Raw genomic sequence first — 24,251 nt, 5'->3', positions numbered from 1 at the left:
GAAGCGGCCTCGCCGGGTTCAACGGCGAGGCCGATCCGCAATCAATCGTTGAAGTCGATGTGCTTGTCGTAGACGATCGTGCCCTTCTCGTTCTTCACGACGTTGTAGCCGTGCAGACCGTCGCCGTTCTTGTCGAAATTATATTCGCCTTCGGCACCGGCGAATTTCTGCGTCGCCAGGATGGCGTCGCGGACCTTGTTCGGATCGGTCGAGCCCGCCTTGTTGATCGCGGCCGACAGGATGGTGATCGCGTCGTACGGCCAGGCGCTCTGGTTGTCGGGCGCGGTCTTGTAGGCATCGCGATAGGCCTTGCCGAACGTCTTTGCGGCGTCGCTTGAGTCTTCGGCGAAGTCGGCGACCCCGAAGGTACCGAACAGCGCGGGGCCGGCGAGCTTGGTCGAGGAGACCGCCACCACCGAGGGCGAGCCGACCCAGGGGATGTTGACGCCGAGCTGACGCAGCTGCCGGGCAAAGATGCCGAGGTCGTTCTCGAAGGTGAAGTAGGTGCCGAGCACATCGGCGCCGGACTGCTTCACCGCCAGCACCACAGGGGTGAAGTCCTGGCTCTGGTTGGCATAGCCCTGGTCGAGCACCGGCGGCGCGCCGAGCTTGGTCAGCGCTTCTGACAGCGCCTTGCCGCCCGCGGTGCCGAAGGCATCGGTGGAATGGACGATCGCCCATTTCTTCTTGCCCAGCGTGTTGACGCCGAAATCGGCGATCACGCGGCCGGAATAATTGTCATTCGGACGGAAGCGGAACAGCCACGGATTGCCGGAATGGGTAAGGTCGGGATTGGTGCCGCCGATCATCACCGGCTTGCCGACCTTGATCACGTCGGGCGCCATCGCCTGCACCTGGGTCGAGCGGATCGAGCCGAGGAAGGCGACGATGTCGGATTGCGCAGCGAGCTTGGAAAAGGCCAGCACGATGCCCGGATTGGTGGTCTGGTCGTCCTCGATGACCAGTTCGACCTGCTTGCCGAGCACGCCGCCAGCCTTGTTGACCGCGGCCAGCGCCAGCTTGGCGCCGTTCTGTGCCCACAGCCCCTGCTCCGCGGCCGGTCCGGTCACCGGCACGCACATGCCGATCTTGATGGTCGCGCCTTGCGCCCAAGCGCTCCGCATCAGCGCGGGAGCAGCGAGACCTGCCGCCAAACCGGCGGAAAACTCACGCCTCGTCAGTTTCATTCAATCCTCCCTGTATTGCGCCGAACTTGCTTGTCGGCTGCGTTGAGACGAGCTGGACGCGTAGACTCGTTGCCCTGTCCACAGCAATCGCAGCGTGACGAACAAACATCAGCGCCGCTGCAGCGCACCCGACGTGCAACGACGATCATCAAATCCAAGCGTATGGGACAGCTAACCATGATTGTACATTGCACGCAATAGTCAAAAGTTCGGCACAGGCGGTGCGTAAATGCCTGTTGCGAGCGACCGCGACGCGATCACGTGTTAGTGTGGCGGCCGAGCACCCATCCATGTCGATACCAAGAGCGAAATCGCAGACCAGACGGAAACAACCGGCCTATGCGCTGATCAAGGCCGCGTTGGCCAAGCGCATCCGGACCGGTGACGTGCCGCCCGGCACGGTTCTCTCCGAATCGGCGATTGCGACCATGTTCGGCTCCAGCCGCTCCCCGGTGCGGCAGGCCTTCGAGCAGTTGGAGCTTATCGGCCTGGTGCGCCGGTTCGACGGCCGCGGCGTTATCGCCGGCAAGCGCCAGGTCGAACCGCGTCGCGTCCCGATCACGCCGGAGATGCTGGGGCTGACCGACGGGCCGGTCGAGGCGGTGCGCAGCGACGCCTGGGACGCCCTCTATTACAAGCTCGAACGCGAGATCATCTACCGGTCGCTGTTCGGACGCTTCCGCGTCAGCGAGCTCGCACTGGCGCGGCATTTCCGGGTCGGGCGCACGGTTGCGCGCAACCTGCTGCTACGCGCGCAGGCGATCGGAATCCTGGAGAAAGGCGCCAAGGCCCACTGGTACGTGGTGCCGCTGGACGAGGACCGCGTTCGCGACATCTTCGAGATGCGCGCGACGCTGGAACCGCTGCTGCTGAAATCGGCTGCCGCAAAGATACCGGCGGCGCTGCTCGACCGGATGGCCGAGCGGCTGCGCGAGGGCATCCAATATCGCGACCGGGTCGGCGTCGGCGAACTCGACGAGATCGAGGGCGACCTCCATATCCAGTGCCTGGGTTACGGCGTCAATCGCGAGATGCTCGAAGCCCTCAAGCGCACCCACTGCGCTTTCGTGATCGGCAAGCACATTCAGGTGGCCCTGACCGCGCCGCAGATCGATTCCTTCATGGACGAGCATCTGGTGATCATCGAAGCTTTGCGCGCCCGCGACGGCGATGCGGCGGCCGCGACCCTGCGCCGGCATATCGAGTGGTCCCACTCGAAGGTCGCCGGCTGGATCGCCGAATTCCGTGCCATCAACGTGATTTCGCGCGTTCCCTACATGGCCTGACCGGCACTGCTGCGCGCCATCGCGCAAATTGCCGGCTACTCGTCCGCATCGAGCTCGACATCATCCGTGGAGCTCATTCCGGCAAGGCTGGCTTCCAACGCGCCCAGCATCTCCTGCAGTTCCGCGAGCTTGCGCGCGCCATAGCGCCTGGTGATGGCGGCGTAGATCACCTCCGAGGTCGGCGCCACCGCCTCGATCAGCTTCAACCCCTTGGCGGAGATCGAAACCACCGCACGTCGCGCGTCTGTCGCCGCCGCCTTGCGCTCGATCAACTGGCGCGCCTCGAGATCGCGCAGGATTCGCGACAGGCTCGGGCCGAGCAGAAACGCCGTACGGGCGAGCTCGGTGACCTCGATCTCGTCGACCGCGGTGAGCGCACGCAGGATCCGCCATTGCTGCTCGGTCAGCCCGTGATTGCGCAGCGACGGACGGAATTGCCGCATCACCGCTTCGCGGGCGCGGAGCAGCGACATCGGCAGCGAGCGCGAAAACTCGCGCATCGGCGTGCGACGCGGCGATCCTTCATCACCCTGCCCCGACCGCGTGTCGTTATTTTTTCGCGCCATCGCTCAATCCACCACAACGATCTTTTGCGTTGCAGCATGCCCCGATTCAGTTTGCGGGAATTCACTTAACATGTTAATCATCTCCCCAGCATCCACTTTTGTGTATCACGCATGGCCCTCTCCAAGGACGATATCCGCGCTGCCGCCGAACGGCTCGACACTGCGGAAAAGACCCGCAAGCAGATCCGCCAGCTGTCGCTGGAATACCCCCGTATCACCCTCGAAGATGCCTACGCGATTCAGAAGGCCTGGGTCGAGATGAAGGTGGCGCAGGGCCGCGTCGTCAAGGGCCACAAGATCGGCCTGACCTCGAAGGCGATGCAGAGCGCGCTCAACATCGAAGAGCCCGATTCCGGCATTCTGCTCGACGACATGTTCTTTACCGATGGCGGCCTGGTGCCGACCGACCGCTTCATCGCAACCCGCGTCGAGGCCGAGCTCGCCTTCGTGATGAAGCATCGCCTGGCTGGGCCGAACTGCACGCTGTTCGACGTGCTCAACGCCACCGACTTCGTGGTGCCGGCACTGGAAATCCTGGATACACGGGTCGAACGCGTCGACCCCGAGACCAAGGCAACGCGAAAAATCTTCGACACCATCGCCGACAACGCCGCCAATGCCGGCATCGTGCTCGGCGGCCGGCCGGTCCGTCCGCTGGAAGCCGATCTGCGCTGGATCGGCGCGCTCTGCTACCGAAATGGCCAGCTCGAGGAAACCGGACTCGCCGCCGGCGTGTTGAATCATCCGGCGACCGCGGTGGCGTGGCTCGCCAACAAGATCGCCCCGAACGGGCTGGCGCTGGAGGCCGGACAGGTCGTGCTGGCAGGCTCCTTCATCCGCCCGATCGAGACCCGCAAGGGTGACACCATTCAGGCCGATTACGGACCGTACGGTTCCGTGAGCTGCTACTTCGCCTGACGCACTCAGCAGGAGCGCTGCATGCCGCATTTCACGCTTGAATATTCCGCCAACCTCGACGGCCTCGTCGACATCGGCGTAACAGTCGAACTGGTCCGCAAGGCTGCGATCGAGACCGGCATCTTCCCGCTCGGCGGCATCCGCGTCCGCGCCGTCAGATGCGAGCATTACGCGATCGCCGACGGTCGCGCGAATTACGGCTTCCTCGACATGGTGCTGCGGCTTGGCGAAGGCCGCGATCTCGCCACCCGCAAGAAGGCCGGCGAACACATCTTCAAGGCGCTGTCGGCGCATCTTGATCCGGTATTTGCAAAGAGCAAATTCGCCTTGTCGTTCGACATGCAGATCAACGACAAGGAAACCAGCTGGAAACGCAACAACATCCACGAGGCACTGAAGGTGGAGACGGTCAATGGATAAAGCCACCTCGAAATCCGCCGCCGACGTATTCCAGGCCAATCGCGATCGCGCCGGCCCCCTGCTCGCCAAGTTGAAGGCAGAGGGCATCGGCAATGTGATCGACGGCAAGGTCGTCCCGGCGGCCTCCGGCCAGACTTTTGAGACGAAATCGCCGATCGACGGCACCGTGCTGGCAACCGTCGCGCGCGGCAATGCCGAGGATATCGACCGCGCCGCGACCGCTGCTTCCAAGGCGTTCAAGGCCTGGCGCGACATGCCGGCGGCGCAGCGCCGCAAGCTGCTGCATCGCGTCGCCGACGCGATCGAGGAGCGCGCCGACGACATCGCCGTGCTCGAATGCATCGACACCGGTCAGGCGCACCGCTTCATGGCCAAGGCCGCGATCCGCGCCGCGGAGAATTTCCGCTTCTTCGCCGACAAATGCACTGAGGCGCGCGACGGCCTCAACACGCCGTCGGACGAACACTGGAACATCTCGACCCGCGTACCGATCGGTCCGGTCGGCGTGATTACGCCGTGGAACACGCCGTTCATGCTCTCGACCTGGAAGATCGCACCTGCGCTTGCCGCCGGCTGCACCGTGGTGCACAAGCCGGCGGAATGGTCGCCGGTCACGGCCGACCTGCTGGTGAAACTTGCAAAACAGGCCGGCCTCCCCGACGGCGTGCTCAACACCGTGCACGGTTTCGGCGAAGAGGCCGGCAAGGCGCTGACCGAACACCCCGCCATCAAGGCGATCGGCTTTGTCGGCGAGAGCACGACGGGCTCGGCGATCATGGCGCAGGGTGCCCCGACCCTGAAGCGCGTGCATTTCGAGCTCGGCGGCAAGAATCCGGTGATCGTGTTCGACGACGCCGATCTCGACCGCGCGCTCGATGCCGTCGTGTTCATGATCTACTCGCTCAACGGCGAGCGCTGCACGTCGTCGAGCCGACTCCTCGTCCAGCAGAGCATCGCCGACAAGTTCATCGAGAAGCTGACCGCGCGCGTCAAGGCACTCAAGGTCGGTCATCCCCTCGATCCCACAACCGAGATCGGGCCGTTGATCCATGAACGGCATCTGGCCAAGGTCTGCAGCTATTTCGACGTCGCAAAGAAGGACGGCGCCACGATCGCGGTCGGCGGCAAGCCGCATGACGGCCCCGGCGGCGGACACTATGTGCAGCCGACGCTGGTGACCGGCGCCAACCCGACCATGCGCGTCGCGCAGGAAGAGGTGTTCGGCCCGTTCCTGACCGTGATCTCGTTCAAGGACGAGGCTGACGCCATCGAAATCGCCAACGGCGTGCAATACGGCCTGACCGGCTATGTCTGGACCGGCGACATGGGCCGCGCGTTGCGCGTGGCGGATGCGCTGGAAGCCGGAATGATCTGGCTCAACTCGGAAAACGTCCGCCATCTGCCGACCCCGTTCGGCGGAATGAAATCATCAGGCATCGGCCGCGACGGCGGCGATTACTCGTTCGACTTCTACATGGAAACCAAGCACGTCTCGCTCGCCCGCGGGACGCACAAGATTCAGAAACTGGGAATTTGAACCCGTCGTTCCGGGGCGCGCAGCGAACCCCAATGCGCAATTGCGCATTGTAGAACCTTGAGATTCCCCGATGCGCAACCGCGCATCTGAGGTTCGGTCCTGCGGACCGCCCCGGAATGACGAACAAATAGAGGAAACGCCGATGCCCGTTCCGACACACGTCTTCGATCCGCCCTTCAACATCATCCGCTGCAGCCATGCCGTGCTCGACGTCACGGACCTGGAGAAGAGCGCCACTTTCTATTCGAACACAGTTGGCCTCCATATCGAGGATCGCGACAACAAGGCGGTGTATCTGCGCGCCAGCGAGGAGCACCAGCATCACTCGGTGGTGCTGCGCAAGGCGCCGAAGGCCGCCTGCAACCGGCTCGGCTTCAAGGTCGGTAATGACGGCGATCTCGACAAGGCGGCCGCCTTCTTCTCCGAAAATGGCGTTGCCTATGCTTTCGTCGACCAGCCGTTCCAGGGCCGCACCCTGCAATTCACCGATCCGTTCGGCTTCCAGATCGAACTCTATGCCACGATGGAGAAGCGCCCGCATCTCTTGCGGCGCTACGATCTCTACAAGGGCTGCCATCCGCAGCGGCTCGACCATTTCAACGTGTTCGCCGCCGAGGTGCAGGACACTGTCGATTTCTACGCGCGGCTCGGCTTCCGCCTCACCGAATATGCCGAGGAGGACGGCGACAATGGCCGCATCGCAGCCGCCTGGATGCATCGCAAGGGCAACGTCCACGACTTCGCCATCACCAACGGCAAGGGACCGCGCCTGCACCACATCGCCTATTGGGTACCGACCGCGATGAACATCGTGCATCTCTGCGACGTGATGGCCTCCTCCGGCTTCCTTGCGAATATCGAGCGCGGCCCGGGCCGGCACGGCATCTCCAACGCGTTCTTCCTGTATATCCGCGATCCCGATGGCCACCGCATCGAGCTCTACACCAGCGACTATTTCACCGGCGATCATGACCATGAGCCGCTGCGCTGGTCGCTACGCGATCCGCGCCGCCAGACGCTGTGGGGCGCGCCGGCGCCGCGCTCCTGGTTCGAGGAGGGCTCGACCTTCGCAGGGCAAACCGTGCGCGAGCCGCGCTTCGTCGCCGACGTGCTGGTTGCGGATTGAGGGATTTCCGATGTCAGCTCCTCGCCTCGCCACTTACTCCGTCAACGGCGCTACCAAGTATGGCGCCGTCACCGACACCGGCATCGTCGACCTCTCGTCGCGCTTCGCCAAGGACTATCCGACCCTGCGCGAGGCGATCGCCGCCGGCGCGCTGACGAAGCTCGTGGAGGACGCCGCCAAGCGCGCGCCCGACCATGCGCTGGACGCAGTCGCCTGGCAGCCGCCGATCCCGGCGCCGGACAAGATCATCTGCATCGGCGTCAACTATCCGGACCGCAACGCAGAGTACAAGGACGGCTCGGACGCGCCGAAATATCCCAGCATGTTCCTGCGGGTGCCGCGCTCCTTCGTCGGCCACAACACGCCGGTGGTGCGCCCCCGCATCTCGCCGCAGCTCGACTATGAAGGCGAGTTGGTGCTCGTGGTCGGCAAGGCCGGCCGGCACATTGCCGAGAGCGCCGCGCTCGATCACATCGCCGCGATCACGCTGTGCAATGAAGGCACCATCCGCGACTGGGTGCGCCACGCCAAATTCAACGTCACCCAGGGCAAGAACTTCGATTCCACCGGTAGTCTCGGCCCGTGGATCGTGCCCTACACCGGCGAAGCGCAGATCGCCGATATCCGCCTGACCACGCGGGTCAACGGCGAAGTCAGGCAGGACGACCGCACCTCGCGCTTGATCTTCGGCTTCCGCTACCTCATCAACTACATCTCGACCTTCACGACGCTGGTTCCCGGCGACATCATCGTCACGGGGACGCCAACCGGCGCAGGTGCACGGTTCGATCCGCCGCGCTATCTGAGGCCCGGTGACGTCGTCGAGGTCGAGGCTGAAGGCGTCGGCATTTTGCGCAACGGCGTCGTCGACGAAGCGATCTAACCCGAGAAGCAAGTGGACAGTGCCATGACCTCAACATCCGGCGGCGAAGCGATCGTCAACGGCCTCGTCGCCCACGGCGTCGACACCGTGTTCGGCCTGCCCGGCGCCCAGATCTATGGCCTGTTCGATGCGTTCCACCAGGCGCAGCTCAAGGTGATCGGCGCCCGGCACGAGCAGGCCTGCGGCTACATGGCGTTCGGCTACGCCCGCTCCAGTGGCAAGCCCGGCGTGTTCAGCGTGGTGCCCGGCCCCGGCGTGCTCAACGCCTCGGCGGCGCTGCTCACCGCCTTCGGCTGCAATGAGCCGGTGCTGTGCCTGACCGGACAGGTGCCGACGCAATTCCTGGGCAAGGGCCGCGGCCATCTGCACGAGATGCCGGACCAACTCGCAACGCTGCGCAGCTTCGTGAAATGGGCTGACAGGATCGAATACCCCGACAACGCGCCCGCGATGGTGTCGCGTGCGTTCCAGGAGATGCTGTCGGGCCGGCGCGGCCCGGCCTCGCTGGAAATGCCCTGGGACGTGTTCACCCAGCGCACCCAGGTCGCGGCCGTCAAGCCGTTCGACCCGCTGCCGGCGCCGCAGCCCGATCCGGACCGTATCAAGGCGGCCGCCGATCTGATCGCCGGCAGCAAGGCGCCGATGATCTTCGTCGGCAGCGGCGCCATCGAGGCGCGCGAGGAAATCCTCGAGCTCGCCGAGATGATCGACGCGCCGGTGGTCGCGTTCCGCAGCGGCCGCGGCATCGTCTCCAACGCGCATGAGCTCGGACTCACGATGGCTTCGGCCTACAAACTGTGGCCGAAGACCGACCTGATGATCGGCATCGGCACCCGCATGGAGCTGCCGACGATGTCGCGTTGGCCCTATCAGCCGGCCGGCCTGAAATGCGTGCGGATCGACATCGATCCGGTCGAGCTGCGGCGCTGGCCGGCTGACGCCGCCGTGATCGCGGACGCCAAGGCTGCGACCTCCGATCTCGTCGCCGCCGTCCGCAAGGCCGGCTACAGCAAGACCTCAGGCCGCCGCACAGCGATCCGCGAGGCTACCGCTGCGACCGAGCAGGAGATCCAGCGCGTCCAGCCGCAGATGGCCTATCTGAAGATCCTGCGCGAGGTGCTGCCGGCAAACGCGATCGTCACCGACGAGCTGTCGCAGGTCGGCTTCGCCTCCTGGTACGGCTTTCCGATCTACGAGCCGCGGACTTTCGTCACCTCGGGCTATCAGGGCACGCTCGGCTCGGGCTTCCCGACCGCGCTCGGCGCCAAGGTCGCCAACCCGAACAAGCCGGTGGTCGCGATCACCGGCGATGGCGGCTTCATGTTCGGCGTGCAGGAACTCGCCACCGCCGTGCAGTTCAGGATCGGCGTGGTGACCTTGGTGTTCAACAACAATGCCTATGGCAATGTCCGCCGCGACCAGCGCGAGCGTTTCGACGGCCGCGTCGTCGCCTCCGATTTGGTCAACCCCGATTTCGTCAAGCTCGCGGAATCCTTCGGCGTCGGCGCCGCGCGCGTCACCTCGCCCGACCACTTCCGCCCGGTGCTGGAGAAGGCGCTGGCCGACGGCGGCCCTTACGTGATCTCGGTGGAGGTGCCGACAGATTCCGAGGTTTCGCCCTGGGCGTTCATCCATCCGGCGCGGAATAACTAAGCCAAATGCTCGTCATTCCGGGGCGATGCGAAGCATCGAACCCGGAATCTCGAGATTCCGGGTTCGCTTCGCGCCCCGGAATGACGATGCTAATCAAGTCTGCTTCACGCCGCGTTGCAGCCGCGACGCGGCGATCACGAGCAGGCCGGCGCCGGCGACCGACCAGCAGGCGACCGGCGCCCAGTGCACCAGCGGCGCATAGTCCGGTATCTTCTGCAAGCCGCCGGCGACCGCCGCCATCCGCGCAAGGGTCGCCAGCGCCAGCGCCGAAAACACGAGGCCGGTGACCTTGCCTTCCGCGCCGGTCTCCCCGATCGCAAGTGCTGCGGACACCGCGCTCATCAGCATGCAGCCCCAGGCAGCCCCCGCCAGGAACTGCGCCACGATCAGGGCGTTGAGGCTTCCGGCAATCTCCGCGGCAATGATGGCTAATGCGCCGAGCAGCCCCGCCGCACCCATCACGATCAGGCCGCCGCGATGCCTGACGACGATGCTCGCCGGAAACATCGCGATGTTGAAGCCGATCCAGAACACCGGCATCAGCCATTGCAGATTATCCGCCGTGGCGAAGCGCAGGTAGAACGGGGCGCTGTTGATATTGAAGTGCAGTTGATAGCCGAGCGAAAGCAGCACCATCGACGCGATCAGGAACATCGGCACCGCCCCGAGCCGCTTGGCCGGTGGCGCAAGCCGCTCCGGCTGCGCCTCCTCGGCGATGCGGCGCTCGATCCCTGAGAACGCCAGCGCGGTCAGCAGCAGCACCGCACCGGACAACACGAACGGCAGACGCGCATCGTGATCGCGCAGCACAACGGCGAGATAGGGCGACACCGCACCGGCGATGCCATAGCCCAGCATCGCCAGCGCGGCGAGAAACGGGACCGACGGCTCGGCCCGATACTTGCCGAGCAGCGTCAGCGGCGGCGCGCGCAACGCCGACGACGTCACCGCCCAGATTACGATCAGCGCGATCAGCCAGATCTTGGCGCCCGGCCCGGTGCCCGCCACGTAAGGCAGCGCGATGAAGGCGGCGCAGGAGATCGCGGCGAGGATGCCGACGAACACGCCGAGGCGGCCGACCAGTCTCGAGATCCGGTCGGCAGCCATGCCCATCGCCGTGTCGGTGATGGTGAAGATGCCCTGGTCCATCATCAGGATCAGGATGACGGTCGTCGGCGCAATGCCGACTTCGGCGCACAGCTTTGGCAGATAGATCAGGTATGTGGTCCAGCCCAGCGTGAAGACGAGCTGCAGCACGGCGAGATAGACGCCGGTGCGGTTGACGGCGCGGTCGGCCTTGGTGGTCATATCAGGAGTTTAGACCACCTCTCCGATTTGCGGGAGGGGGAGCTAAAGCATGATCCGGAAAAGTGCGAAGCGGTTTTCCCTCGCGACAAACGCGGAACGCGTTTGCGCGGAGATCATGCTCAAACAAAGAGCTAAAGCGCGATGACGATGCAACCCAATCTCATCGCGCTTTAGCTACCTTGCGGAAGGTCAAATTGATGCGCTGGCGGCCGAGCACGCTGTGCTCGCCATCAGCGAGCGCCGCCACGCCGTGATAAAATAGCCGTGACGGTCCGCCCCATACCGCAACATCGCCATGTTCGAGCCGGTAGCGGCGCGGCGTATCGCTACGCTTCAAGCCGCCGAACAGAAAGATCGCCGGCAGCCCGAGCGAGATCGAGACGATCGGCGCCGCGTAGTCGAGCTCGTCCTTGTCCTGATGCAGCGACAGTTTTGCGCCCGGCACATAGCGATTGATCAGGCAGGCCTCCGGCGCAAAGCCAGTGAAGCCGGCCTCATCCGCAGCGTCGGCAGCGAGCCTGCGCAACACCTCCGGCATCGCCGGCCAGGGTTTTCCGGTGTCAGGATCGATCGGATCATAGCGGTAGCCGTTGGGGTCGGAGACCCAGCCGACGCTGCCGCAATTGGTCATTGCGACCGACATCCGGTGACCGCCCGGCGTGATCAGATGCCGGAACGGCGCCTGCTTGATGATGATGCGCAATGACGGGATCAGCTCGGCCTCGAACGGCTTGGCAAAGCCGCCCAACAGCACCGCGCCGTCGGCGATCGTCTCGCGCGGCGGCCTTGCATCGCCAATTGTCTCGAACAGATCAGCGGCCACGCGTCAGCGCACTCACTTTGCGTCGTGGAAGATCACGCCAACGGTGTGGCGATGGCCCGACCTGATACGGCTGACGCCGTGGCGCAGATTGACACGATAGGGTCCGCGTGTCCCCTGCACCGGACGGTGGTGCACGGCAAACGCCACAGCATCGCCCTTGGTGAGCGGCACCACCTCGGGCCGGGACTGCATCCGCGGCCGCTGCTCGGTCAGCACGAATTCGCCGCCGGTGAAATCGCGCCCCGGCTCCGACAGCAGGATCGCGACCTGGATCGGAAACACGTGTTCGCCATAGAGATCCTGGTGCAGACAATTATAGTCGCCCTCGCCATATTGCAGCAGCAGCGGCGTCGGCCGCGTCTGCCCGGCATCATGGCAGCGCTTCAGGAACGTCGCGTGTGACGAGGGATAGCTGATATCGATCCCCATGGTCTCGTTCCAGCGATTGGCCGTGGCGGTCAGCCGCGCATACAGCGCCGGCCGCAGCTCCGCGATCAGGTCCGGCAGCGGATAGGAGAAGTATTTGTATTCGCCGCGGCCAAAACCGTGACGGCCCATCACGACCCTGCTGCGGAACCGGCCGTCATCGGGATAGAGCGCGGCGATGGCATCGCATTCCCCAGGCGTCAGCAAGCCGCTGAGGACGGCGCAGCCCTGCCCGTCGAGGTCGGCGGTGATCTGGTCCCAGTCGAGCCCGTCGACGCGGGCAGGAATGCCGGTGGCTGGGCGGGTGATGGTTTTGGCGGTTGCTGTCATGAGGTGGAGTCTCGCCCATGATCGGGGCTCACGCCACCCGATTTCCGGCGAGCCGCCCTCATTCCTTCTTCCTTCACGCAAACCGGCCAAATTTCGACTTGTTCCAGCACCAGATTGGCTACGGACAGACCGACCTGTGGGATCGACCGATCATCGATGCGAAAATTTGTCATCGTTGCCGCAAAATTGATCCTGTCGGCAGTCTCGCTGGTCGGTATCGGACTGCTGCTTTTCGCGGGCTGGCTCGTGTGGCACTACGAGTACGCTCTGGGGCTCCCGAGCGAGGATGGGCTTGCCTCGATATCGACGACGGGCCCCGCCTGCACGGCTGCCCCGGATCGGACCTACATCTCCCTCGCCGACATACCACCGCTGCTTCGCAAAGCCGCGATTGCCTATGAGCAACCAGACTTCTACGAAGCGCGGTCGCTAAGTCCAATCATCGGCATCGCACATGCCGCCGCAAACGGAGGCAAAGGACCACCGTCGGGCATAATACAATCCGTCACGCGTTGCCTGATGTCCTTTTCCACCGACTGTTGCCGTGGGATCGACATGCACATTGCCACTATCGTGCTCATGCAGCGCGTCGCACGAACCTTGTCACGCGACAGAATCCTCGAAATCTACTTGAACGAAAGTTATTTCGGTCGCGGCAATTATGGCGTCGGCTCCGCGTCACTGGCCTATTTCGGGAGACCACTCGGCCTGCTAGCTGTTGACGAAATCGCGTTTATCGTTGCTCTGCCGCGAATGCCAGCGCTGCTTAATCGGCGGAGAGACATCGCGCTCGATCGGCGAAACCTCGTCATCGCTCGAATGCAACACACGGGCATCATCAGCGATGCCGAGGCCATGGCCGCGCGAGAACGGCCATTGGCATTCCGCGACCCGCCTCCCGTCAAGACGATGCAGCAGCAAGCGCTCTGAGATCAGCCCCGTACCGGCAGCGTCACCACGTCGTAGCCGTGGCCGATCTTCCGCTTCAGCACCGGGTCTTCCAGCTCGAACTCGAAGCGGCTGGCCGGGCGGATGCCGCCCTTGGCCGCGAAGGTGCCACCGAACATGGCGCAGCCGTCGGGCAGCGCGCCTTTGTCGAAGCCGCGGGCGATCAGGTCCTTGACCGGCAGCATGTGATCGAGCGTGCCCTCCTGGTAGAGCACGCGCTGGCCGCCGATTGTGGCCCAGGCGCGGAGCACCAGCTGGTCCCAATGGCCGATGACGTCCTCGAGCTCCCAGAGTTCAGACGCCATCGGCTTGTCGCACATCTGCTTCGAGACGGTGACGCTGTAGCTCTCGACCTTGCGGTCGGTATGGTCGGAGCCGCAGCCAACGAAGATACGGCCCTGCCAGCCGATCAGCACGAACTCGACCTCACCGCTCGACTCCTCGCCGCAGACCTCGATGGTGTCGGCAAAGGTGAGCCGGCGCGCCGAGCAGCGGTAATAGATCGGCGTGGTCGCGGGCCGTGCGATGCCGAGCGCCTCGAGCTCCGCAATGTGCTTGTCGCGCGCCACCGGATCGCGGCCGGTCCAGCCGGCGATCACGGCCTGCTTGATTTCGAGCGTCAGCGGCGTCGCGACGCCCTTGTCGTCGACATTGAAGGTGAGATCAAACACGGATGACGGTCTCCATTCCGGCCGCAAGCTCGAAGATGCGGCGATCCGAACCGCCCGCGGCCGCGAGCATCAGGCCAACCGGGGCCTCGCCCTCGCGATGCGCGGGCAGCGAGATGGCGCAGCCGTCGAGCACATTGATCAGCGTGCAGTTGCGCAGCGCGCGCAGGTTCTCGGTGCCGAATGCCTTGTCATCGGCGAGGCTGGCAATCGTCGGCGGCAGGTTCGCCGTGGTCGGCAGCACCATCGCGTCATAGGGCGCGATGCGCTGTTCGGTGCGGGCGATGAAAGAGCGCCGCACATTGAGCAGATCGATATAGTCGGCGGCCGGAAAGCCCTCGCCGCGCTGGATGCGCACGGCGACGCGGGGATCGTAGACGTCGCCCTTGCTGGCGAGCAGGAAGCGGTGCCAGGCATAGCTCTCGGCGGCGGCAAAGCCGCCCTTGGCGTTCATGACGCCGACGTCGAGCAGTTCAGGGACCTCGATCCGCTCGATCAGCGCGCCGGCGCGCGACAGCGCGGCCAGCGCACGCTCGAAGGTTTTTGCGACGGCATCATCGAGGTCGTCGAGCGCAACCGTGGTCGGCACCGCGAGCCGCATGCCCTTCACCGGGCGCGGCGCGAGCGGCGTCACCGGCTGATCGGCCAGCACGGCGTCGAGCGCGGCGCAGCAGGCGACCGAATTCGCCAGCGGGCCGTAGCTGTCCAGTGTGAACGACAGCGGCACGCCGCCATCGAGTGGAATCCGGCGCTGCGTCGGCTTGTAGCCGACGATGCCGTTGAACGCCGCCGGGATCCGGCAGGAGCCGCCGGTGTCGGTGCCGAGCGCACCGAACGCCATGCCGTCGGCGATCGAGACCGCAGCCCCCGAGGACGAGCCGCCGGGCACATGGCCGACGCTGCGGTTCCAGGCGCTTTTCGGCGTGCCGTAATGCGGATTGATGCCGATGCCGGAATAGGCGAACTCGGTCATGTTGGTGCGCCCGATCACGATGAAGCCGGCGCGCTTGAGCCGCGCCACCACAGGCGCATCGGCATCCGCTGGCGCCGAATCGTCCAGCGCCCGCGAGCCCGCGCGCGTCACCTGCCCCTTGATGTCGAACAGGTCCTTGATCGAGACCGGAATGCCGGCAAACGGCGACGGCGCGGCATTGGCCTTGCGCAGCCGGTCCATGGCATCGGCGGCTTCCAGCGCGGCGTCGCGGTCGACATGGATGAAGGTGCGCTGGCCCTCGCCGGCCGGATCGGCAATCCTGGCGATGCATTGCTCGACGAGCTTGCGGGCAGAGGTCGCGCCGCTTTCGAGATCGGCGGCAAGGGAGGCGAGTGTCGGATTTTTGGGCATGGTTTTCACTTCACAGTTGGACCTTGTTGTCGCCCGAATAGCCGCACCGATCCGGATCACTTCAACCCGAAGTAGGCGCGGTGCAGGTCTTCATTGCCGCTCATCTCGGCAACCGTGCCGGAGAAACGGATGCGCCCGCCTTCCAGCACGAATACGCGGGTGGCAATCTCAAGGAAACCGATATTTTGCTCTGCGATCAAGAGTGCCAATCCGTGGCCCTGCAGGCTCGACAAGGCGCGGAGCACCTCCTTGACGAACAGCGGCGACAGCCCGGCCGAGGGCTCGTCCATCACCAGGAGCTTCGGCTCGGCCGAGAGCGCCTTGGCGATGCCCAGCATCTTGCGCTGGCCGCCGGACAGACTGGAGGCCGGGTCGCGGCGCTTGTCGCGCAGCACCGGGAACAGGCCGTAGAGTTCGTCGACCCGCCCGCCCGGATTGACATGGCCGAGCGCCTGCGCGCCGACCCGGATGTTCTCCTCGATCGACAGATCGGGAAACACCGCAAGCTCCGACATGTAGGTCATGCCGCGCTTCATGCGGTCCGAAGATCGCATTTTGGTGATGTCCTCGCCGCCGAGCCTGATATGGCCGCTGCGGGCCTCGATCAGGCCGACCAGCGATTTCAGGAAGGTGGTCTTGCCCGCGCCATTGGCGCCGAGCAGCAGCACGGTCTCGCCGGGGCGGACGTCGAGGTCGACGCCCCACAGAACCTGCATGGTGCCGTAGCCGGCATCGACGCCTTTGGCGTCCAGAAGCGGCGCTGCATCAGTGGGCATGCTCGCCTCCCAGAAACACCTCGATCACCTGCGGCTCGCGCACCGCGGTCGCAAGCGTGCCCTCGAAGATCTCCTTGCCCGCATTGAGCACGATGACGCGGTCGGTGATCTGCTCGATGAAGCCCATCAGGTGCTCGACCACGATGATCGCCATGCCGGTTGCGGCCAGCGCCTTGATGCGGCCGGCGATCCAGTCGAGCTCGGCCGGGTTGAGACCGGCCGCGAGTTCGTCGAGCAGCAATAGCCGGGGCCGCGTCGCGAGCGCGCGGGTCAGATCGAGCATCTTCTGCTGCGCGCTGTTGAGATCGGCGGCGGGGCGGTCGGCGACCTCCTTCAACCTGAAATCCTCGAGCAGCTCGGGGATCGACGGTGCGCCGGTCGCACCGCCATAGGCCAGCGCGACCTGGATGTTCTCGCGCACCGTGAGCGACAGGAATGGCTTTGGCACCTGGAAGGTGCGGTTGATGCCGCGATGAACCAGCCTGTGCGAGGCGACGCCGCCAGAGGACGTGCCGTCGAACACGACCTCGCCGCCGTCGGGCGCATAGAGGCCCGAGATCACGTTGATCGCCGTGGTCTTGCCGGAGCCGTTGGGGCCGACCAGCCCGAGGATCTCGCCCGGCACGACATGGAAGCTCAAGCCGTCGAGCGCGTGGAAACCGCCGAAGCGCTTGACCAGCTTGGAGACCTTGAGAATGGGGGTTTTCTCAGGGGACATGCCACCCCCTGCGCGTTGCCAGCGACACCAGCCCTGCGGGCAGGAACAGCACCAGCCCCATGATCAAGAGGCCATAGATCAGCTGGAAATATTGCGGCGTCGTGAACCCGATCAGGTTGTAGATGCCGTAGAGGATCAGCACGCCGACGATCGGTCCGGTGATGGTGGCGACGCCGCCGAACAGCGCGAACACGATCGCGAAGATGCTGAACTCGCCGGAGAACACGTTGTCGGGATAAAACACCGAGACGTACCAGGCGTAGATGCCGCCGGCGAGGCCGGCGACCAGCGCCGAGGCGAGCCAGGCAATCACCCGCATCTTGATGATGTTGACGCCGGCCATCGAGGCCGACACCGCATCCTCGCGCACGGCCTGCAGCGCAAGCCCGAACGGCGAGTTCTTCAGATAGACCACGGCACCGACGGTCAGCGCCATCACGACGACGGCGGCGTAATAGGCGTGGGTCGGGTTGAACGTGCCGGTCAGCGACACGCCATAGGGGCCCTTGGTGATCCCCTCCAGCGCCGGGTTGGCGACGAAGTGCAGCACCGCGAGCGAGGCCGCGAGGTTGGCGATCGCGAAATAGGCGCCCGACAGCCGCAGCAGCGGCGTCAGCAACAGGCCGAGCGCCACCGCAACGAGGCCGCCGACCACCACGGCCAACGGCGCCGGCGTCTGCAGATGCATTACCATGATGGCAAAGCCATAGGCGCCGGCGCCGAAGAAGCCGACATAGCCGAACGGCAGATAGCCGGTGAAGCCATAGATGATGTTCACGCCCTGCGCGAGGATCAGGAAGATCACGAAGTTGAACAGCAGCAAATGGTTTTGATAGACGCCGGGCAGCAGTGCGAACACCACGACCAGCGGCGCCAGGATGAGCAGCAGGTGCTTCGATACGCTAGGCAACGCGCACCCGCCTTCCGAGCAGACCGCTCGGGCGCAACAACAGGATCACGATCAGCAACACATAGGGCAACAGGTCGGCCCAGGAACTGAGATAGGTCTGCACCAGCATGTAGCAGAGGCCATAGACGACACCGCCGAGCGCGGTGCCGAGCGGATTGCCGAGCGAGCCGAGCACGACGATCGCAAACGACGTCACCGTCGCATCGGCACCGAAGGCCGGCGTCACCGAGCCGAACATGAAGGGCGCGAACACGCCGGCGACCGCCGCGATGCCGAGCCCGATGCCGAACGCCGCCGCCGAAACGCGATCGACGTCGATGCCGGTCGCCAGCGCCTCGTCACGGCGCGACATCACCGCGCGGGTCAGGGTGCCGAGCCTTGTGTGATAGAGATAAAGGTAGACCAGCGCGATCGCGATCAGGCTGGTGCAGGCCGCGATCACCCAGGGCGCGGGAAAGCCCTGGCCGAAGATCTGGATCGGCCCTGCCCCGCCGGCCTTGCCGCCGAACCACTTCACCTTGATGGTCGTGAACACGGTGCCGAGCAGCCGGCTCTGGATCGACCGCTCGCTGGTGCCGGCGAAGATCGTGGTGACGGCCTCGATCACCTGCGACAAGCCGAAGAACAGGATGATCGACAGCATTTCCGGATTGGCCGAGCCCTGCAGCCGCGGCACCAGCACCCAGTACAGCAGCACGCCCGCCAGCACGAACACCACGAAGGCCAGCGGCACCGCGAACAGCGGATCGATGCCGGCGATGCCGACCACGCCGAGCGCGATGAAGGCGCCCAGCATCAGGATGTCGCCATGCGCAAGATTGACGATGCGCATGACGCCGAACACGAGATTGAGGCCGATGCCGACCAGGCTGAAATACAGCCCGAACAGCACGCCGGCAACGAGCGCATAGGTCATGCTACCGCTCGCCGCCGAAGGTTACGCCTGCCGCCGAAAATCGCATCACGGCGCCGGATAGATCGGCTTGCCGTTGGCGGTCTCGTGCGGATAGATCGAGACGAACTTGATGTGATCGTGCTCGTCGACCGTGAGCTGGCCGAGCGGCGTCAGCTCGCCGATCTGGCCGCCGGTCTCGTCCAGCGCGAAGGTGCCGTCCAGCGTCTTGAGCTGGCCGCTGAGCGAGAACACGGCGCGACGCAGCTCCATCTGATCGAGGCTGGTCGCAACCGACAGCGTCTTCTCGACCACCAGCGCGGTGGTGTAGCCGGCCACCGCGTTGAAGCCGAACTCCATCTTGCCGTCGTTGTACTTCTTCAGCCAGGCGTCGCGGAAATCCTTCATGGTCATCCCGAAATTGACGGGATAATCCAGCTCGGACGGCGGCACATAGGTCCAGATGTGCTCCAGCCCCTTGGCGCCGACATTCTTCTCGAGCAGCTCGGTCTCGAGACCGGCATAGATCGCGAACAGCATCTTGAACTTGGTGCCGACGTCCTGGACGTTGCGCAGGAAGGCGATGTCGTTCGGCGCATAGCCGAAATGGATCACCGCGTCGGGATTGGTCTTGCTGATGTTGTTGATGATCACGTTGTAGTTGGTGGTCTCGGTCGGAACGCCCTGGTCGTAGACGATCTCGATCGGCGCGCCGGAATCCTTGACGAACTTTCTGAAAGCGTTGGCCTGGGTGCCGGTGAATTCGTTGGTGGCGTAGAGGATCGCGACCTTCTTGATGCCGAGGCCAGGGCCGTCCTGGCTGATGAAGTCAGCGACCGGCTTCGGCCAGACGGTCGACACCGGATCGGCCATCAGCGCGATGTAGGGATTGTCCTTGGAGAAGAAGCTCGCGCCGGTGCCGGTCTGGTCGAACAGGAACATCTTGTGATCGCGTGCGATCGCAACCGCTGGCGCCGTCAGCACCGATCCGGAATCGGCGACCAAAAGGTCGACCTTATCCTGGGTGACGAGCTGGTTATAAAGCGTAGACGCAGTCGCGGTGTTGCTCTGGTCGTCATAGGAGACGAGCTTGATCGGGATCTTCTTGTCGAACGCCTTCACGAAGACGCCGCCCTCGGCATTCTTCTGCTCGACCCACAATTTCAGCGAGCTGTAGACCGGCATCGAGATCGAGGCGTAGCGTCCGGAGGACGCGTAGAGCGTGCCGATCTTGATTTCCGACGGTGCGTCGGCGGCCGTGGCTTGTGTGGCGAATGCGAGGCTGGCAGCGAGTGCCGCGCCGATGATCCTCAGCATCATATTATTCCTCCCGGGTATCTTGAACGTGCCCTTGACGTATCTTGGACCGCGGCCCTTCTACGCGCCGGATCGGAGCGACACAAGCATCGCGGCCTTAGCAATTGTGCGAGGGGCGGAATATGCGGCATGCGCGAAACACAGGCCGCTGCGCGGGGCACGGATGGACCGTTGACGGGGCTCGGTCCAATGGCGCATCAAGTCTGTAACGATTTCGGGAGGAAACATCAGACATGGCCGAGCCCGCGCGCGCAAAACCAAAACCGACGCCTGAGACCCAGCATTTCTGGGATGGCACCAAGGCCGGCGAGCTGCGCCTGCAGCGTTGCGACGCCTGTGCCAATGTCTACTTTCCGCCGCGGCCGTTCTGCCCGTCCTGCGCCTCGCGCAAGGTCTCCGTCTTCAAGGCCAGCGGCAAGGGCAAGCTCTACAGCTATGTCATCAATCATCGTCCTGCGGCGCCCGGCTTCACGCCGCCTTATGCGATCGCTATCGTCGAGCTCGACGAGGGCCCGCGCCTGATGAGCAACATCATCGATTGTCCGCAGACGCCGGAAGCGCTCGAGCTCGACATGCCGCTCGAGGTCGCCTTCGAGGTGCTCGACGACAAGATCACCCTTCCCTTGTTCCGTCCGGCGAAGGGGTAACGCGATGCGCAGAAACCAGGTTGCCGTCGTCGGTGCGGCAGAGACCACCGAACTCGGCGTCATCCCGAACATGTCGCAGATCCAGCTGCACGCGGATGCCGCACTGAACGCGATCGCGGATGCTGGCCTAAAGCTGTCCGACATCGACGGCTTCGCCACCGCGGTCGAGACCCCGCAGCAGATGGCCCACTATCTCGGCATCAGGCCGACCTGGGTCGACGGCACCTCGGTCGGCGGCTGCTCCTTCATGCTGCATGTCCGCCACGCCGCGGCGGCGATCGAGGCCGGCCTCTGCAAGACCGTGCTGATCACCCATGCCGAGAGCGGCAAGTCGATGATCGGCAAGCAGCCGCGCTTCACCGCAGCCGACAGCCTCAACGGCCAGTTCGAGTCACCGTTCGGCGTCTATGGACCGCCGAGCATGTTCCCGATTCCCGTGCTGCGCTTCATGAAAACGCACGGCATCACCCATGAGCAGCTTGCGATGGTCGCGGTCGTGCAGCGCGAATGGGCGGCGAAGAATCCGCGGGCGACCATGAAGGACCCGATCACGGTTGCCGACGTGCTGAACTCACGGATGATCGCCTATCCGTTCCGGCTGCTGCAATGCTGCCTCGTCACCGACGGCGGCGGCGCCTTGATCCTCACCTCGGCCGACCGCGCCAAGGATTTCCCGCAGAAGCCGGTCTACATCCTCGGCACCGGCGAGAGCGTGGAAACGCCGATGGTCAGCCAGATGAAGACGTTTGACTCATCGCGCGCCTTCAAGGTGGCGGGTCCGCTCGCCTTCAAGGAGGCCGGCATCGCGCACAAGGACGTCGACCATCTGATGATCTACGACGCCTTCGCGCATCTGCCGCTCTACGGCCTCGGCGACCTTGGCTTCATGCCCCATGAGGAAACCGGCAAGTTCATCGCCGACGGCAACACCCGTCCCGGCGGCAAGCTGCCGCTCAACACCAATGGCGGCGGGCTGAGCTACATGCATTCCGGCATGTACGGCATGTACGCGCTGCAGGAGAGCGTGCGGCAGATGCGCGGCATCGCGCCGGCGCAGGTGCCGAACGCGAAGATCTCGGTCTGCCACGGCGTCGGCGGCATGTTCGCCGCGTCAGGCACGGTCATCTTTACGAACGAACGATAGCAATGGCCGGCGCAAGCGCAGCGCCCAATCTGTCATTGCCGGGCTTGACCCGGCAATCCATCTTCTGAAGAAGGGTGGATGCGCGGGTCAAGCCCGCGCATGACAAGTGGGGCTCCGCATCGGCCTGCGAACATAGAGCAACAAGGAGAACCCACATGGCAAAATCACTGCAGGATAAAGTCATCATCGTCACCGGCGCGGGCCGCGGCATCGGCCGCGAGATCGCGCTGCTCTGCGCGGCTGAGGGCGCCAAGGTCGTGGTCAACGATCCCGGCGGCGCCGCCGACGGTGGCGGCTCGAGCGCCGCGCCTGCCGAGGAAGTGGTCGAGGAGATCAAGAAGCGCGGCGGAACGGCTGTTGCCAATTTCGAGTCGGTGGCGGAAGCGATTCCCGCCAGCAAGATCGTGAAGACCGCGACCGACCACTTCGGCCGGCTCGACGGCGTCGTCAACAATGCCGGCATCCTGCGCGACATGATCTTCCACAAGATGAGCGTGGAAGCCTTCGAGGCCGTCATCAAGGTGCATCTGATGGGCTCGTTCTATGTCAGCCACGCCGCAGCGCGCATCTACCGCGAGCAGGAGTCGGGCTCGTTCGTGCACTTCACCTCGACCTCCGGCCTGATCGGCAATTACGGCCAGGCCAACTACGCCGCCGCCAAGCTCGGCATCGTCGGCCTGTCGAAGTCGATCGCGCTCGACATGGGCCGCTTCAACGTGCGCTCGAACTGCGTCTCGCCGTTCGCCTGGACCCGCATGATCGGCACCATCCCGACCGAGACCAATGCCGAGAAGGCGCGGGTCGAGAAGATCAAGCAGATGGGCCCGGAGAAGATCGCGCCGGTCTGCGCCTATCCGCTCTCCGACGCCGCCAAGGATGTCACCGGGCAGATCTTCGGCGTGCGCATGAATGAGATCTTCCTGTTCGGCCAGCATCGTCCGGTGCGCTCGGTTCATCGCGGCGAAGGCTGGACGCCCGAGACCATTGCCGAACACGGCATGCCGGCGCTGAGGGGATCGTTCGCCAAGCTCGACCGCTCGGCCGACGTCTTCACCTGGGATCCGATCTGAACTGAACTGATCTGATCTTGGGATCCGATCTGACAGTTTTATGAAAAAGTCGCCTCGGTGAACTCTGCGCGCAATCGCGCACGAGCCTGGGGCGACACACTCTTTGGTTGTTTCATCATCGCGTGCCCGCATTGTGCCAGAATTGCGGGTGCATGATCGCCCTCCCGATAACAAAAAACCTGGGAGGACTTTCGTGGCAAATCCAAGCAACATTCAGAAACACGAGGACGAGGGCGCGAAGGCGTTCGACCGTCGAACCATTTTGCGCGGCGCAACCGCGCTTGCTGCAACTGCGATGGCTGCATCCGATGCTGCCGCGCGCGACTTCGGCCGCAACGCGGAGCCGCAGCGTTATCCCGACCCGGATATCGTCGTGATCGACGACAAGCGCTTCAAGGCCAAGGTTGGCAACACCGCGATCAAGCGGCTCTACACCGGCTGTCTGTGGGCGGAAGGCCCGGCCTGGAACGCACAGGGCCAGTATCTGGTGTGGAGCGACATCCCGGCCAACCGGCAGTTGCGCTATCTCGACGACGACGGCCACATCTCCGAGCAGTTCCACAAGCCGTCGAACGAGGCCAATGGCTCGACCTTCGATTTCGAGGGCCGGCAGATCACGGCCGAGCGAACGCGCCTCGTGCGCTACGAGCACGATGGAACCGTCACGTCATTGGCGGAGCAGGCCAATGGCAAGCAGCTCAACGGGCCGAACGACATGGTCGTGCATCCAAACGACAAGTCGATCTGGTTCACCGATCCCGGCTATGGCGCGATCTCGATCTATGAAGGCCAACTGGCCAACACCGGATCGAAACAGCCCTACCAGAAGGAAGCGGTCTATCGCCTGGACACATCGACCGGCCAGGTCACCAAGGTCGCCGACGAACCGTTCAAGCCGAACGGCATCGCCTTCAGCCACGACTACAAGAAGGTCTATGTCTGCGACACCGGCATCACGCATTATCCGAACGCCAAGAACATTGTCTGGCAGTACGACCTCAACGGCGACAAGCTCTCCAACCCGCGCACGCTGATCGACATGACGCTGGACGGCAAGTCGGGCTTCCCGGACGGCATGCGCGTCGACATCGACGGCAACATCTGGGTCGGCGCCGGCTGGGTCGGCCCGGGCTATGACGGCGTGCAGGTGTTCGCGCCCGACGGCCAGCGCATCGGCCAGATCCTGCTGCCGGAGACCTGCGCCAACCTCACCTTCGGCGGCAGGAAGCGCAACCGCCTGTTCATGACGGCGAGCCAATCGCTCTATGCGGTCTATGTCGAGACCAGAGGCGCGCATAACTGCTGATCTAACCGTCGTCCCGGCCTAGTGCGCGATTGCGCACGGGGGCCGGG

At 64.6% G+C, this 24,251-nt stretch carries 24 protein-coding genes; 12 read left to right on the top strand and 12 right to left on the bottom strand.

Translation table 11 applies throughout. The annotated features are described in order from the left end of the window. Positions 1-41: 41 nt before the first annotated feature. The gene (locus tag WDM24_RS12965) at positions 42-1,187 is read right to left on the bottom strand and encodes an ABC transporter substrate-binding protein (RefSeq protein ID WP_338831508.1); all 1,146 of its coding nucleotides are present in this window, start codon (positions 1,185-1,187) and stop codon (positions 42-44) included. A 290-nt stretch (positions 1,188-1,477) separates the two neighbouring features. On the opposite strand from WDM24_RS12965, the gene WDM24_RS12960 reads away from it, so the two are divergent. Beyond that, a complete protein-coding gene (locus WDM24_RS12960) occupies positions 1,478-2,473 on the top strand; it encodes a GntR family transcriptional regulator (RefSeq protein WP_338831506.1) in 996 nt (331 codons plus the stop codon). Between the two features lie 35 nt (positions 2,474-2,508). Here WDM24_RS12960 and hpaR read toward each other — a convergent pair whose 3' ends face one another. After that, positions 2,509-3,039, bottom strand: coding sequence for a homoprotocatechuate degradation operon regulator HpaR (hpaR, locus tag WDM24_RS12955; RefSeq protein ID WP_338831504.1), 531 nt, complete (start codon positions 3,037-3,039; stop codon positions 2,509-2,511). Between the two features lie 111 nt (positions 3,040-3,150). Between hpaR and hpaH the strand changes: the two genes are divergently transcribed. From hpaH to WDM24_RS12925, 6 genes are all read left to right on the top strand, one after another. After that, the gene (gene hpaH / locus WDM24_RS12950) at positions 3,151-3,957 is read left to right on the top strand and encodes a 2-oxo-hept-4-ene-1,7-dioate hydratase (RefSeq protein ID WP_338831503.1); all 807 of its coding nucleotides are present in this window, start codon (positions 3,151-3,153) and stop codon (positions 3,955-3,957) included. Positions 3,958-3,978: 21 nt separating this feature from the next. Beyond that, entirely contained in the window at positions 3,979-4,377 is a 399-nt protein-coding gene (locus tag WDM24_RS12945; protein ID WP_338831502.1) for a 5-carboxymethyl-2-hydroxymuconate Delta-isomerase, read from the top strand. Then, positions 4,370-5,914 carry a 5-carboxymethyl-2-hydroxymuconate semialdehyde dehydrogenase gene (gene hpaE, locus WDM24_RS12940; protein WP_338831501.1) on the top strand — a complete coding sequence of 515 codons (1,545 nt, stop codon included), beginning with the start codon at positions 4,370-4,372 and terminating at the stop codon, positions 5,912-5,914. Before WDM24_RS12945 ends, hpaE begins: the two co-directional genes overlap by 8 nt. A 142-nt stretch (positions 5,915-6,056) precedes the next feature. Continuing rightward, complete coding sequence (hpaD, locus tag WDM24_RS12935; RefSeq protein ID WP_338831499.1) at positions 6,057-7,040, top strand: 3,4-dihydroxyphenylacetate 2,3-dioxygenase; 984 nt, start codon at positions 6,057-6,059, stop codon at positions 7,038-7,040. Positions 7,041-7,050: 10 nt separating this feature from the next. After that, positions 7,051-7,923: a fumarylacetoacetate hydrolase family protein gene (locus tag WDM24_RS12930; protein ID WP_166297751.1), complete on the top strand. Its 873-nt coding sequence runs from the start codon at positions 7,051-7,053 to the stop codon at positions 7,921-7,923. Positions 7,924-7,947: 24 nt separating this feature from the next. Next, a complete protein-coding gene (locus WDM24_RS12925; protein WP_338831497.1) occupies positions 7,948-9,576 on the top strand; it encodes a thiamine pyrophosphate-dependent enzyme in 1,629 nt (542 codons plus the stop codon). Positions 9,577-9,669: 93 nt separating this feature from the next. On the opposite strand, the gene WDM24_RS12920 is transcribed toward WDM24_RS12925, so the two are convergent. From WDM24_RS12920 to WDM24_RS12910, 3 genes are all read right to left on the bottom strand, one after another. After that, positions 9,670-10,884 (bottom strand): MFS transporter, encoded by a 1,215-nt coding sequence (locus WDM24_RS12920; protein ID WP_338831496.1) that lies wholly within the window; start codon positions 10,882-10,884, stop codon positions 9,670-9,672. 160 nt (positions 10,885-11,044) lie between these two features. Continuing rightward, positions 11,045-11,707, bottom strand: coding sequence for a DNA oxidative demethylase AlkB (alkB, locus tag WDM24_RS12915; protein WP_338831495.1), 663 nt, complete (start codon positions 11,705-11,707; stop codon positions 11,045-11,047). A gap of 12 nt (positions 11,708-11,719) precedes the next feature. Next, a complete protein-coding gene (locus tag WDM24_RS12910) occupies positions 11,720-12,463 on the bottom strand; it encodes a 2OG-Fe(II) oxygenase (protein ID WP_338831494.1) in 744 nt (247 codons plus the stop codon). 156 nt (positions 12,464-12,619) lie between these two features. On the opposite strand from WDM24_RS12910, the gene WDM24_RS12905 reads away from it, so the two are divergent. After that, the gene (locus WDM24_RS12905; protein WP_338831493.1) at positions 12,620-13,393 is read left to right on the top strand and encodes a transglycosylase domain-containing protein; all 774 of its coding nucleotides are present in this window, start codon (positions 12,620-12,622) and stop codon (positions 13,391-13,393) included. Between the two features lie 2 nt (positions 13,394-13,395). On the opposite strand, the gene WDM24_RS12900 is transcribed toward WDM24_RS12905, so the two are convergent. From WDM24_RS12900 to WDM24_RS12870, 7 genes are read right to left on the bottom strand one after another with little or no spacing between them, the layout of a single operon-like run. After that, positions 13,396-14,082, bottom strand: coding sequence for a DUF2848 domain-containing protein (locus WDM24_RS12900; RefSeq protein WP_166297756.1), 687 nt, complete (start codon positions 14,080-14,082; stop codon positions 13,396-13,398). Next, complete coding sequence (locus WDM24_RS12895) at positions 14,075-15,424, bottom strand: amidase (RefSeq protein ID WP_338831492.1); 1,350 nt, start codon at positions 15,422-15,424, stop codon at positions 14,075-14,077. Before WDM24_RS12895 ends, WDM24_RS12900 begins: the two co-directional genes overlap by 8 nt. A 56-nt stretch (positions 15,425-15,480) precedes the next feature. Further along, entirely contained in the window at positions 15,481-16,200 is a 720-nt protein-coding gene (locus WDM24_RS12890; RefSeq protein ID WP_338831491.1) for an ABC transporter ATP-binding protein, read from the bottom strand. After that, complete coding sequence (locus WDM24_RS12885) at positions 16,190-16,918, bottom strand: ABC transporter ATP-binding protein (RefSeq protein ID WP_338831490.1); 729 nt, start codon at positions 16,916-16,918, stop codon at positions 16,190-16,192. The genes WDM24_RS12890 and WDM24_RS12885 overlap by 11 nt, the downstream gene beginning before the upstream one ends. Beyond that, positions 16,908-17,828, bottom strand: a complete 921-nt coding sequence (locus WDM24_RS12880) for a branched-chain amino acid ABC transporter permease (RefSeq protein WP_338831489.1) — start codon at positions 17,826-17,828, stop codon at positions 16,908-16,910. The genes WDM24_RS12885 and WDM24_RS12880 overlap by 11 nt, the downstream gene beginning before the upstream one ends. Next, complete coding sequence (locus WDM24_RS12875; RefSeq protein WP_166297761.1) at positions 17,821-18,744, bottom strand: branched-chain amino acid ABC transporter permease; 924 nt, start codon at positions 18,742-18,744, stop codon at positions 17,821-17,823. The genes WDM24_RS12880 and WDM24_RS12875 overlap by 8 nt, the downstream gene beginning before the upstream one ends. A gap of 45 nt (positions 18,745-18,789) precedes the next feature. Beyond that, on the bottom strand, positions 18,790-20,040 hold the full coding sequence (locus tag WDM24_RS12870) for an amino acid ABC transporter substrate-binding protein (protein WP_338698324.1): 1,251 nt from the start codon (positions 20,038-20,040) through the stop codon (positions 18,790-18,792). Between the two features lie 230 nt (positions 20,041-20,270). Between WDM24_RS12870 and WDM24_RS12865 the strand changes: the two genes are divergently transcribed. The 4 genes from WDM24_RS12865 to WDM24_RS12850 all read left to right on the top strand — a co-directional run bounded on the left by WDM24_RS12865 (position 20,271) and on the right by WDM24_RS12850 (position 24,204). Further along, positions 20,271-20,684: a Zn-ribbon domain-containing OB-fold protein gene (locus WDM24_RS12865; protein WP_338831488.1), complete on the top strand. Its 414-nt coding sequence runs from the start codon at positions 20,271-20,273 to the stop codon at positions 20,682-20,684. Between the two features lie 4 nt (positions 20,685-20,688). Next, positions 20,689-21,828, top strand: a complete 1,140-nt coding sequence (locus WDM24_RS12860; RefSeq protein ID WP_338831487.1) for a thiolase C-terminal domain-containing protein — start codon at positions 20,689-20,691, stop codon at positions 21,826-21,828. Between the two features lie 155 nt (positions 21,829-21,983). After that, a complete protein-coding gene (locus tag WDM24_RS12855) occupies positions 21,984-22,898 on the top strand; it encodes an SDR family oxidoreductase (protein ID WP_338831486.1) in 915 nt (304 codons plus the stop codon). 193 nt (positions 22,899-23,091) lie between these two features. After that, the gene (locus WDM24_RS12850) at positions 23,092-24,204 is read left to right on the top strand and encodes an SMP-30/gluconolactonase/LRE family protein (RefSeq protein WP_338831485.1); all 1,113 of its coding nucleotides are present in this window, start codon (positions 23,092-23,094) and stop codon (positions 24,202-24,204) included. Positions 24,205-24,251: the final 47 nt, after the last annotated feature.

Source organism: Bradyrhizobium sp. 27S5, assembly GCF_037217225.1.
In the GTDB taxonomy this organism is placed as follows: Bacteria; Pseudomonadota; Alphaproteobacteria; order Rhizobiales; family Xanthobacteraceae; genus Bradyrhizobium; species Bradyrhizobium septentrionale.
This window is presented reverse-complemented; position numbering and strand designations above follow the sequence as displayed.